Source organism: Bartonella sp. OC68QHHN (assembly GCF_042193875.1).
Taxonomy (GTDB): Bacteria; Pseudomonadota; Alphaproteobacteria; order Rhizobiales; family Rhizobiaceae; genus Bartonella; species Bartonella grahamii_A.
This window is the reverse complement of the sequence record NZ_JBHIME010000023.1, coordinates 423,078-436,298: the sequence shown is the minus strand read 5'-3', so window position 1 is coordinate 436,298 and position 13,221 is coordinate 423,078. Positions and strand designations below refer to the sequence as shown.

Sequence of the window (13,221 nt, the reverse complement as noted above, 5' to 3'; positions counted from 1 at the left end):
ATGACGTTTTTTTCTATTCCTGAAGCCGCTCTTGATGCACAAGCAACGGCAACACATCCTCAAAAAAACGTGTGGGTTTCTGCAAATGCTGGATCTGGAAAAACCCACGTTTTAAGTGAACGTGTTATCCGTTTGCTTTTAAACGGTACGCCTCCAGCACGTATTTTATGCCTTACTTATACTAGAGCTGCTGCTGCTGTTATGCAATCACGAATTTTTCGCACGCTTTCCAGTTGGAATGAACTCGATGATGCACAGCTGAAAGAAACCTTAACACGGTTTGAAAAAAAACCTGTTAATGCGCACAAACTAACTTATGCACGACAACTCTTCGCGCGTGCCCTCGAAACGCCTGGTGGCTTAAAAATCCAAACGATTCATGCTTTTTGTGAATCTCTCTTGCATCAATTTATGTTAGAAGCCAATATTGCAGGGCATTTTGAACTTCCCGATGATATCAGTCGAAAAAAATTACTACAAGAATCCCGTCGCCAACTTTTAGCCCGTCGTGATGTACAGCCTGCTTTGCAACAGTTATTTACAGTTATTAGTGAACATACTTTTAACCAATTGCTTTATGAAGCAACGGAAAAGCAACATAAATTATCTGATTTTTTATCTTCTCTTCTATCTGAAAATGGAGAAGAAAAATTGCGTGCACTTTTTAACTTAGCGCCCGATGAAACAAACCAATGTCTATTGGAACAAATTAAACAGACAGCGCGCCTTCCTCTTTATGCTCTTACGCATTGTGAAATCAATGGCAGTCAAAGCTGCAAGGATATGGTGGAAAAACTTTCCCAATTAGAAAAGCTGCGTGATGAGACAGATATTCTCAATATTATTTCTGATATTTATTTTACAATAAAAGGTGAGCCGCGTAATTTTTCACATTTATCTCGTAAAAAATCAGACCAAATTTGGCCTTTTATTCAGCAAATGCTTAAAGATAAACAAAACAAGCTTTCTATTCTTTTAGAGAAATATCAATGCGCAAAAGTTGCTACTCTCAATATGGCTGCTTTTCAGTTATGTGCCGTTTATCTCAAAATCTATACGAATCTAAAAAAGGCAAATGGCTTCTTAGACTTTGACGATCTTATTGAGCGTACACTTTATTTGTTACAGCGTAAAGGTGCAAGCCAATGGGTGCATTATAAACTAGATCGTGGGCTTGATCACATTCTACTTGATGAAGCACAAGATACTAACCCTGAGCAATGGAAAATTATTCAACTGTTGGCACAAGAGTTTTTCTCAGGTTATAGCCAACGAACAAATATACGGACTCTTTTTGCTGTTGGAGATGAAAAGCAATCTATTTATTCTTTTCAAGGTGCAGCTCCAGAAAATTTTGCTGAAAATGGACGAATCATTCAAAAAAAAGTGCAGCAAATAAATCAGCAATTTGAAAAAGTACAATTGCATTACTCTTTTCGCTCTACAGCGGATGTTCTTAAAAGCGTTGATATTGTTTTTGAAACACCAGAAAACTATAAAGGACTTTCGACAGAAAATACAAAAACGGTGCATGAAGCTATTCGTGTTCATAGTCCCGGTGAAGTTGTTATATGGGATACAATTTCTCAAGAAACGAGTGAATTTCCTCATGATTGGCATTTAAGCGTTGATCATTTAGATACTCCTGAAGTTCGTTTAGCAGAAAAAATTGCTGAAACTATTGCCAACTGGTTACAAAAAGGTGAAATGCTTCCAGCAAAAGGACGCTTAATACGTGCAAGTGATATTATGATATTGGTTCGTAAACGTGATCAATTTGTCTCAGCTCTTTCCCGTGCTTTTAAACACCGCAATATTCCCGTAGCAGGGGCTGATCGTTTACAGCTTACCAAACATATTAGTATCCGTGATTTAATGGCGCTTGCGCGTTTTGTTTTGCAGCCACAAGATGATCTTTCTCTTGCTTGCGTTTTAAAAAGTCCCCTTTTTGCTTTTAGTGAAGAGGAACTCTATCAGCTTGCCGCACACCGCACCGGCTCTCTTTGGCAAAGCTTATGTACGCACGCATCATCGCAGATATCTTTTAAAGATGCTTTTGAAAAGCTAAACCATTATCGCGCTTTAGTGGATAAAATACCGGTTTTCGAGTTTTATAGCCATATTTTGAATAATGATAAGGGAAGACAAAAAATTCTGTCTCGCTTAGGATCTGAAGCAAATGATGTGCTCGATGCTTTTATGGATTATACGCTCACTATTCAAAAAACAGGATTACCAGGATTACAAGCTTTTTTAGAAACATTAAGTGCAAGCGAACCAGAAATTAAACGTGAATTTGAACAAAATAATGAAGAAATTCGCATCATGACTGTTCATGCTGCAAAAGGACTAGAGGCTGCTGTTGTGTTTTTAGTTGATCCTGGTAGTGCGATTTGGCATCCTCAGCATGCACCTCACTTGCTTAAAATCACTCCAGATAACGCACAATGGAATGGAAAACAAGCCTTTATTTGGCGCCCAAATGAAAAGTTTGATACAAAACTCTCTAAACAAGCAATTTCATATTTAAAAGAGCGTGCAGAAGAAGAATATAGGCGCCTTCTTTATGTAGGAATGACACGCGCTGAAGATCGCTTGTTTATTTGTGGATATAAAGGCCAGAAAACGCCATCTCATACATGGTTACAACTAGTAAAAAAAGCCCTCGAACCGCATGCTCTTGCTATAAAAGATTCTGCGGAAGATATTGCAGCTTGGCGTTTTTGCATTACACCTCCTTCTTCTGCTTCTATAAACCCAAAAGTACCTTGCGCTGAATGCCAAACCTTACCACCTTTGCCTGCTTTTTTCTCCCATAAAGTACCAGAGGAACCAGTGCTACCAAAACCGTTAAAACCCTCAGTCGCGAGCCTTTTCATTGAAGCTGATACAGAGCTGTCCTCAAGTCCAAAACAGCTTACCACCTCCCCTGTTTTAGGCGCAACAAATACTAACAGAGCTTTTTCCATTGAATATGGTAATCTCGTTCACCGATTGTTACAATATTTACCCGATTACCCCCTACAAAAACGTCGTGATTATGCTCGAAACTATCTCAATATCAAAGCTTCTCATTGGTATGAGAGCCAAAGAGAAGATGCTCTTCGCCATGTTTGGAAAATATTAGATCATGTTTACCTCAAGCCCCTTTTCTCTGAGCATGCACGTGCTGAGGTCTCCTTAATGGGTATTGTGAAAATTCGTGGAAAAGAACAAGCAATTTCTGGTCAAATTGATCGTCTCTACATCACGAAAAATAGCATTATATTTGCCGATTTTAAAACAGGAACTCCGCCAGAAAATGAAGCCGCTATTGCTTCCCATCACTGGTTGCAAATGGCTCTTTACCGAAAATTGTTGCAAGCTATTCATCCTGATAAAGATATCCAAGCTCTGCTTATCTACAGTAAAGAAGCCAAAGTTTTTAAACTTCCTCCAGAAAAACTCGAAGCATTTCTTGGTGAAGTTGCCTTATAAGTTACTCCTTTCCTTCAAAGCATCTTTACACTTTCTTACTTTCATAAAATCCCCCAAACAAACACAATGCACAATCTCTGGTGTAAAAAAGTCCTTTAATAATTTATCTTTGCAATAACTTGATATGAATTGTTATCATACCAATCTATAAAAAGTGAATATAAAGGATAAATCAATGACGTGTATAAAAGTTGATAAGGACAATTTCGAGAGTGAAGTTCTAACCTCTTCCACCCCTGTTGTGGTGGATTTTTGGGCAGAATGGTGTGGCCCTTGCAAAATGATTGCTCCAATTTTGGATGAAATTTCAATGGAAATGCAAAATCAAGTTAAAATTGCTAAGGTAAATATTGATGAAAATCCGGAACTGGCTACCCAATACGGAGTACGTTCTATCCCTACCTTATTAATGTTTAAAAATGGAAATATTTCATCAAATATGGTTGGCGCTACCTCTAAAGGACGTCTTTCTGAATGGATAAAAGATGGGCTTAGTTAATTCCACATATAATTACTATAAAGGAGAGAAGTTTTGTCTCTCCTTTTAACTTTTTTAAAACATTCTTTTTTGCAATATATTGTAATGAAAAAACAATAAAATCAAAATATTAAATAAATTTAAGAATTTGTACTTTTATGCATGATTCAATTGACCATTTTTTATAAAAAAATTGCCCTGTATGAAGAATATAGGCAATTCTTTCCTTATATGCGCGTCAAAAATATTGGGTGAATGATAATTTCATAAAGGTATTTTCTTCTTGGATAAGACTATTCAGATAGATAGTGCTTTCAACACATAAAAAGGTATATCAATCTAGCAATAAGGAGATTTTAAGCAAAAACTTTGCAAATTACTTCTCTGAAGTTCACAATTTTTAAGCAGAAAGAAGCAAGCAATTCACTACAGGTTATATAATGCTCTTCTAAAGGGTTACCACTTCAATTTAAAATTCTCTTACACTATTTTCTAGAATCAAAAGACTTTTTTCGAAGCCTTTAACAAAAATATGAAAGGCAAAAAACATTCTCTAAAATAAATTGATAAATTCCTATAAATTAACGGATGTCCTTTGCAATTTATGTCATTGTTATATAAAAGAGTCAGTATTTCGTCTCATCTTCATGGTTATTGCATCATGAGGAACTTCTTTATGTTGTTCATCATCTCAAATTTCAGAGGTACGTACTGAGGGATTATCAATTAAAAAATGATGGTGTTCATGTTCATGTCGATGTTTTTTAAAATGTACGAATTGCAAAAGACTGTTGCAAACGTTCAATGGAATGTTGTGCTGATCTAAGTGTTACATGACGCCCATGTTCTTTATAGTATAAAGTGAGTGCAAAAGTGGCGAGCTCTAAAAGAGCTGTATTTCTTTCTGGCCATTCAACAAGTAAAATATTTTTCTCACGAGCTTCATGAAGCCCTAATTCATCAATTTCTTCTGCCATAGAAAGGCGATAAAGATCAGCATGAATAATTTCAAACTGTGGAAGTTGATAGCTTTGTACAAGAGTAAAAGTAGGGCTTGGAACATCCATAGTGTTATCGTTCGCAAGTGTTTGGATGATTGTACGTGCAATAGTTGATTTTCCAGTTCCAAGATCTCCTTGCAGCGTTACAAGATCCCCGGGCTTTAAAGAAAGGGTTAAATGTTGTGCAAAAAGCTTTGTTGCTTCTTCATTTTCAAGAAAAAAACTAAAATTCATTAAGAGTTCCATGAAATGGATGAAAAATTTTTGTTATAATAAGATTGAAATTAAAAAATCTTATCTCCTTTGGAAAGTGGAAAAAAACATTTAACTGTTGTTCCTTTTCCAGAACCGGTAAGAATTTCAACATGTCCACCGTGTAGTTCAACGAAACTCTTCACAAGGGAAAGGCCAAGACCCGCTCCTGCACGCCCACCATGGTGTGAATGAGAAGAAAAACGTTTAAAAATACGATCAAGGACGTCTTCTGGGATGTCAGAGCCTTCATTGTGAATGCTAAAGACAATGTTATCATCTTGTTCATCTACACAAAATTCAATAGTGCTCGCCTCTGTTGCGAAGTTAATAGCATTACTCAGCACATTCACAAAAATTTGATGCAAGCGTTTTTCGTCAGCAGAAATAGAATTTAAGGAAGGAGAAATTTGTTGTAAAAGCGTAATATGGCGTCCATTAAGGCGATCTTCTATACGTGCTACTGCTTGTATCATAGCATCTGCAATATTAACCGATTTTATGTCCAACTCCATAATGCCTGCATCAAGGGTAGCAAGATCGAGAATATCGTTCACAATATTTAAAAGAGTTCCTGATTCTGAATGAATATGCTCAAGATATTCTTGTTGACGTTTATTGATAGAGCCAAAAATTTGATCACGTAAAATATCCGAAAATCCAATAATATTGGTGAGGGGTGTACGCAATTCATAGGAAACATGTTGGACAAATTCATTACGCAAACGATCAGCACTTTCTAATGCTTCATTTCTTTCTTGAAGAGCACGCGCAACATGAACAGTGTCCGTAACATTCACAAAAGTAAGCATCGTTTGTCCATCGGGAAGAGGGACCAGAGTATAGTCAATAATCATATCATTTTTAAGATCTATACGACCTGAATATGTTTCACGTTTTTCAGCAAAACCGGTAATGAATTTGGTAAATTGATCCCATTCTTGTCCTAAGGTTAAGGATGAACAATGGCTTTGTAACTGTGTAATATGGGTCCCTTCTACCAGTAAATTATAAGGAAGCGACCACAATTTCGATAGGGCAGGATTCGATAAACGAAGGCGTCCATCAGTACCAAAAACGACCACGCCTTCGGAAAGTTTATCAAGTGTTTCACCTTGTATTTTAATAAGTGTATTATAACGGCGTTCAAGATCAATTTTTTCTGTAAGGTTTTCGTAAAGCCAAGTAACACCTCCTTGTGGATGAGGGCTAGAAATAACACGCACAGTACGCCCATCTGGAAGATTCCAAATTTGTTGGTTCGATTCTGTTTGTCGATAGGCTTTAAAAAGTTCTTCTTTCCACGCGCGCCAATCGGGGTGTTCAGCAATGAGCCCCTTTTCACGTAGACGTTCAAGAAATAATGTATGGCTTGGTTCACTTTCTAAAAAGGAAGTCTCTAACGGCCATAAAATTTTAAAAGCATGATTACAGAATTTTAATTTTTGGTTTGTATCAAAAATGGCTACAGCTGTTGAAATTTGGTCAAGTGTTTCACAATGGCTTTGAAGAACATAACTTAATTCATGGGCAAGATTTTCATATGCGCTGTCATCACGCGCAAAAGCTGCCATTCCTTCGTCTGTTGTAATACGTGTGAGATGAAAACGATGTCGTTCTCCATCAATAACTGTGTGAACATGTTCTTGAAAAATTGTTTCTGTTTCATCTATTTTGCGTTGTGTATTTTCATTGAAAAGATCCCCCACTTCATCACTGCCTTCACGAAAGTCTGTCATTTCTCTAAAGGCGCGATTGATAAAAAAAACTTTTCCTTCACAATCTTTTATCCATACGGGCTCTTGAATAAGATCAAGAAGATTACGCTGCATTCTCAGTTCAGTAAGAAGGCGGGCGATATCTTTCTGTAAACGAGCATTTTCACTCTGTTGTTTTGAGATATCTTGAAAACGAGCAATAGCGACTGTTCCTGCGATGACACCTGTAACTTGTAGCAGTACATTGTTTGTGGTGGTGATAGAAAGATCAAAAGGATGACATTTACAACGTAGTTGAGTCAATGCATAATCAAGTTCTCGCAGAGAATTTTCTTCAACCCAGAGCTCAAAACGCTGAAAATCTTTCTGATCAATTACTATTTTTTGCAATGCAGAAAGGGCACCAACGACACGGGGTAAGGTTGTTGGATTTTCCCAAATAAGAAGGAATTGCTCTGTTTCTTCTAGAAGCCATTCATAATATTTAAGTTTTTCAGAAAAATTTGCCTGAATTATCGTCAAAGGCTTCTGTGCAGTTTTTTTTGCACGCATGATTACAGTCATGCACGTGAGAAGTGAAGCACAAGAAATTCCTCCACACAGCGCTAAAAGCAGCCATGGACCATTTGGCAAAGTGAAGAAAAATGGTAAATAATCTTTCAATGACTGAGCAACAGCGCATGTTGGAGAAAAAAAGAAAAAAAGACAAAATATATACGCATAGATTCGAATCATTTTTTGAGCTTTTTCTTTGGGGTTATAGTCACCAAAGCTGAGCACGACATCTTTTCCTTTTTTAACCCAAGGAAATGTTTAGTAACGGTAATGGTTTGGTTTATAAGGTCCTTGTGGTGTGACTCCAATATAAGCGGCCTGTTCTTCTGATAAAACACTTAATTTTATTCCTAACCGATCAAGATGTAAACGTGCAACTTTTTCATCAAGATGTTTAGGCAAAACAGAGACTTCATTTCTATAGTGTTCTGCACGGGTAAAAAGTTCAATTTGCGCTAAAACTTGATTAGTAAATGAGGCTGACATGACAAAAGAAGGATGTCCAGTCGCATTCCCGAGGTTTAACAAACGCCCTTCAGAGAGCAAAATGATACGTTTTCCATCAGGAAAGGTGATCATATCAACTTGTGGTTTAATATTTGTCCATGGCAAATTTCTAAGGGCTGAGACTTGGATTTCATTATCAAAATGACCAATATTTCCAAGAATACACATATCCTTTACTTGTCGCATATGGTCTAAACGAACAACATCTTTATTGCCTGTTGTCGTGATGATAATATCAGCACTGGAAGCAGCATCATCCAAATTAACAACTTCATAGCCATCCATAGCTGCTTGAAGAGCGCAAATAGGATCAATTTCTGTTACTTTAATACGAGCCCCAGCACCAGAAAGAGATGCTGCTGAACCTTTTCCTACATCACCATAACCACAGACAATGGCAGTTTTACCAGCGATCATCACGTCTGTTCCACGTCGAATACCATCGACCAATGATTCTTTACATCCATATTTATTATCAAACTTTGATTTAGTGACGCTATCATTGACATTAATAGCAGGAAAAGGCAGAAGCCCTTCTTTTTGTAACTGATAAAGACGGTTTACACCTGTTGTGGTTTCTTCGCTTACACCTTTAATTGCTGCGCGCTGTCGTGTAAAAAATCCTGGCGTTGCATCCATACGCTTTTGTATTTGTTTGAAAAAAATTTCTTCTTCTTCTGTTTTGGGATGCGATAGGATATCTTTATTTTGTTCTGCACGACTTCCCATTAAAATATAGTTTGTGGCGTCAGCTCCATCATCTAAAATAAGATTGGAAGGATTACCATCTGGCCATTGGAAAATTGCATCTATATAAGTCCAATATTCTTCCAATGTTTCACCCTTAACGGCGAATACAGGAATACCAGTTGCGGCGATAGCTGCTGCTGCATGGTCTTGCGTAGAAAAAATATTGCTAGAGCTCCACCGTATATCGGCGCCAATCGCTTTTAATGTTTCAATTAAAACAGCTGTTTGAATTGTCATATGCAATGAGCCAGAAATACGCGCTCCGCGCAAAGGTTGATTAGAGGAAAACTCCTTGCGACAAGCCATCAAACCAGGCATTTCAGTTTCAGCAATATCAAGTTCTTTACGACCATAAGCGGCAAGTGCAATATCTTTGACAACAAAATCTTGAGCTGCCATTCTTCATTCCTTTAAAATAAGTTTTTCCAAGACGGTAGGAGAAATTAAAAAAAAATGCAAGACAAGAAGAGAACTTCTTTATGTGAAAAAGCTCTTTTAAAATCTCCAGAGGGAATACCTTTTAAATAATAAAAATGGTGCATTGCTTCACAGTTTTTATATCGATTTTTTATGGGATAATATCGAAAATAGTATACTCGTATTCTATTCACTTATGCGGTTGTTGAAAAAGGAAGTATTACCTTAGTTTAATCTCATTATTAAGCTTTTTAGCAAAATAATATAACGCAAAGCCATAAATTATCATGTTTATGAATAGGTAATTCAGAATCGGTTCTTTAAGATTCCAAAGTTTGTATCTGCTCTTGGATAAAGACAGTTTATAAGAAGTGCTTTTCTCCTGTTTTCAAGGATTTTTATCAAAATACTTATAGATGTAGGAAGAAATATTTTTTGTGATACATAGAGCATTTAAAATGCAAAAACATCACTATATTGAACACTCTGATTTTAAAATCGCTAACAACGAGCCATGAATTACAAATCAAATAATTAACTCAGTTTTGGAAGAATTTATTCTAGACGAGTAAGTTTTGGGAAAATTGACCATGTGGACGAAATCGCCAGAGATAACTTGGCAAGAATGCAGCCATAGCTCTGGGGGTAATTCCAACACCTTCTAGAGTATATCCATTCTCTATAGCTTCTTTAGAAACAATGTTATCCATTTGCAAAAAACGTATCTGATTAGCTGTTACGAGTGTTGGTACAAAAGGCAATTTACCGATAGTTCCCAAAATTCCTCCAATCAATAGACCAGCAGAAAGGGGCATAGATAGGATTGTTTTTTTACGGTGAATAATTTTGAGTATATTTTCAAGAGTATTTTGGAAGGTGATAATCTGGGGACCACCAAGATCATAATTTTTTCCCCAAGCAACCTGTCCATCTAAAGCGCGCGCGATAAACTCAGCAACGTCACCAACATACACGGGTTGCAATTTGTTTTGCCCACCTCCAAAAAGAGGCATAATTGGTAAAAAACGTGACAAATCTGCTAAGGTATTAAAGAAACAATCCTCTGGTCCAAAGATAACGGATGGACGGATAATAATTGTTTGAGGATGCTTGTTATGAATGATTTGTTCACCCATAAACTTAACACGTGCATAAAGACATGAAGCATTCTCGTTAGCCACAAGTGTTGACATATAGATTAGCGGAATACCAGTTTCTGCTGTTAATTCAGCAACATTGTAAACACCATCAATTTGTGTGTTTTTAAAATTCGATTGACTTGCTTGTTTTAAGCTACCAGGCAAAAACACTGCCGCATCAGCTCCAAGTAATGCGCGTGCAACAGAGGCACGATGCTTGATATCCGTTTTAAGCATTTGGGTTTGTCCTACTTCTCCTATTTGGAGCATGTAATAAGCTTTTTGTGGACAACGAACAGCGATACGAACACGATATCCCCGCTTAGTCAAAGTTTCAACGACATGTCGTCCTACAAAACCAGATCCGCCAAAAACAGTAATAAGTTTAGGATGTTGATAAAGTGCACAATCAAGTTGCATGATTAAAAAGTCTATCTTTCAAAGCTTTTAAAATAATCAGTTTCTAGCACGGAGGTGTTTTATTGTCACGCAAAATATCGCCAGCAAGATAAAGGGAACCACCAATAAGGACAATTGCCTCTTTATATTCCGCTCTAATCTTATGCAAAGCATTTTGTAGATGTGCTTGTGGAGTAGCAAAGATTCCTGCTTTTTGCGCTGATTCAGCTAAGTTTATTGGAGAGATACTTGCATTATTATTAATCAGTGGTATCGTATATATTTTATCGACTAGGTTCGCTAAGGAGCGGAAATAACCGACAGCATCTTTGGTATTGATCATGCCAGCAATCATAATAATGGGACGATCTGTTTTTTTTCTCCATTGTGTAAGTTCTGCCGCAATAACTTTTCCAGCAGCAGGATTGTGACCTCCATCTAACCATAAATCAATATTAGGGGACAGTTGATCAACCAAATGTCCCTGGGTAAGATGTTGCATCCGTGCGGGCCAATAAATATTTTTCAAAGCGTTATTTATGGTTTGTTCTGAAAGTTGAAAACCCGCTTGCCCAACTGCTTCAAGAGACGCGCCAGCATTGGCAACTTGGTGGTCTCCAATAAGGTTAGGAAGGGGAAGATCCATGAGACCTTGATTGTTTTGAAAAATCATACGTCCATGTTCTTTATAACTTTGATAATCTTGATCAAATAGAGAATAAGGTGCTTTATTTTTATCGGCAAGGGGTATTAAAGTAGAAAGAGTTTCTTCATAATTTTGCTTCCCGATGACCACTGGAATGTTTGGTTTGATAATCCCCCCCTTTTGACAAGCGATTTGAGCGATTGTGTTTCCAAGAAAGTTCTCATGATCATAATCAATGGGCATAATAAGCGATACAACTGGTTTGTTAATGACATTGGTAGCATCAAAACGTCCTCCCAACCCAACTTCTAAAATGATAACATCAGCTGGATGTATACTAAACAGCATAAAAGCAGCAGCTGTAAAAATTTCAAAAATAGTAATCGGCTCTTGACGATTTACTTTTATAATTTCACGGATTGTCTCAGCCAATTGGTTTTCTGTAACAAGTTGACCACCTCCTTTTTGACCTAACCGGCAGCGTTCATTCCAGTTGACGAGATGAGGTGAGCTATAGACATGAACGCAGTATCCTGCACTTTCTAAAAGAGCACGGCAAATTGCTGAGGCAGATCCTTTGCCATTTGTTCCAGCGATGTGAATTATAGGGGCAAGTTTTAAATGTGGATTACCAAGACGCTCTAAAAGGTGAACAATCCGCTCTAAAGAAAGATCAAATTTTTTCGGATAATTTTTTAGTAAATCATCCACCACCCTTTGTATTTGGCTTTGTTGCATAAATTTAAGCTGCTTTTGTTGTAGAAAGCGATTTTTGAGAGTCTGTTGGGGATGGATCGGAAGGGTTAAAAACAGCAGGGCGTTTCATCATCAAACGTAAAAGACGCGCAATTGTTGTTTTCATTTCTAAACGTGACACAACCATATCAATCATACCATGTTCGAGCAGATATTCACTACTTTGAAAACCTTCTGGCAGGGTTTCGCGTATAGTTTGTTGAATCACACGTGGACCAGCAAAACCAATCATAGCGCCAGGTTCGGCAATGTGAATATCACCAAGCATGGCGTAAGAAGCAGTAACACCACCGGTGGTTGGATTAGTCAGCACAACAATATAGGGAAGTTTTGCTTCTTTCAACATTTCAATTGCTACTGTTGTACGAGGCATTTGCATCAACGAGAGTGTTCCTTCTTGCATACGTGCGCCACCAGAAGCAGAAAAAAGAACTAGTGGGCGCCTTTCGGCAATGGCAGTATCAAAAGCTTTGATAATAGCTTCTCCTGAAGCCATACCGAGTGATCCACCCATAAAGGCGAAATCTTGAACGGTTGCAATGATTGGTAAGCCTTCAATTGTACCACGTGCACTTAAAATATTGTCATCAACACCAAGTTTAGAACGATAATCTTTTAACCGGTCAATATAGCGTTTTTCGTCACGAAATTTTAAAGGATCTGTTACAACTTTTGGATTTTCAAGAGTTGTATAAACACCATCATCAAAAAAATGCATGAGACGATTTTTAGCACTGATACGCATATGATGGCCAGAATTGGGAGCTACAAATTGATTAGCTTCCAGATCTTTATGGAAGACCATTTCACCACTGGTAGGATCTTTAATCCATAGATTTTCTGGAATTTCACGGCGCCCCAATATAGAGTTAATTTTAGGACGAACATAATTTGTAATCCAGTTCATCTTTATAACCTTCCTTTAAATATTACACATCTTTCGCATAATTTGAAAGAATATGAATCTAAGCAGTCACATTTTCTTTACCGGTGGAACAAAGGAGTCTATTTAATACTTTTATTAGTGTACGTATAGCTTGTTTTTTAAATTTTTACTTTGGTATTAAAATTCACTCCTTGCGATGGTTAACAAACCCCTTAATTTTTTAATAAAAATGAATATCCA

At 37.2% G+C, this 13,221-nt stretch carries 8 protein-coding genes; 2 read left to right on the top strand and 6 right to left on the bottom strand.

The annotated features are described in order from the left end of the window. Nucleotides 1-3,477 (top strand): double-strand break repair helicase AddA, encoded by a 3,477-nt coding sequence (addA, locus tag ACFIJ0_RS04445; protein ID WP_375624797.1) that lies wholly within the window; start codon nt 1-3, stop codon nt 3,475-3,477. Nucleotides 3,478-3,652: 175 nt separating this feature from the next. Then, nucleotides 3,653-3,976, top strand: coding sequence for a thioredoxin (gene trxA / locus ACFIJ0_RS04440; RefSeq protein WP_012754458.1), 324 nt, complete (start codon nt 3,653-3,655; stop codon nt 3,974-3,976). A gap of 743 nt (nt 3,977-4,719) precedes the next feature. Here trxA and tsaE read toward each other — a convergent pair. The 6 genes from tsaE to accD all read right to left on the bottom strand — a co-directional run bounded on the left by tsaE (nt 4,720) and on the right by accD (nt 13,002). After that, nucleotides 4,720-5,190, bottom strand: a complete 471-nt coding sequence (tsaE, locus tag ACFIJ0_RS04435; RefSeq protein ID WP_375624796.1) for a tRNA (adenosine(37)-N6)-threonylcarbamoyltransferase complex ATPase subunit type 1 TsaE — start codon at nt 5,188-5,190, stop codon at nt 4,720-4,722. Between the two features lie 50 nt (nt 5,191-5,240). Continuing rightward, on the bottom strand, nt 5,241-7,706 hold the full coding sequence (locus tag ACFIJ0_RS04430; RefSeq protein ID WP_375644248.1) for an ATP-binding protein: 2,466 nt from the start codon (nt 7,704-7,706) through the stop codon (nt 5,241-5,243). Nucleotides 7,707-7,739: 33 nt separating this feature from the next. Further along, nucleotides 7,740-9,137, bottom strand: a complete 1,398-nt coding sequence (gene ahcY / locus ACFIJ0_RS04425; protein ID WP_375644247.1) for an adenosylhomocysteinase — start codon at nt 9,135-9,137, stop codon at nt 7,740-7,742. A 578-nt stretch (nt 9,138-9,715) separates the two neighbouring features. Then, a complete protein-coding gene (locus ACFIJ0_RS04420; protein ID WP_375624793.1) occupies nt 9,716-10,714 on the bottom strand; it encodes a complex I NDUFA9 subunit family protein in 999 nt (332 codons plus the stop codon). Between the two features lie 43 nt (nt 10,715-10,757). Next, nucleotides 10,758-12,077, bottom strand: a complete 1,320-nt coding sequence (locus ACFIJ0_RS04415) for a bifunctional folylpolyglutamate synthase/dihydrofolate synthase (protein ID WP_375624792.1) — start codon at nt 12,075-12,077, stop codon at nt 10,758-10,760. A 4-nt stretch (nt 12,078-12,081) separates the two neighbouring features. Continuing rightward, nucleotides 12,082-13,002, bottom strand: coding sequence for an acetyl-CoA carboxylase, carboxyltransferase subunit beta (gene accD, locus ACFIJ0_RS04410; RefSeq protein ID WP_375644246.1), 921 nt, complete (start codon nt 13,000-13,002; stop codon nt 12,082-12,084). Between the last annotated feature and the right edge of the window lie 219 nt (nt 13,003-13,221).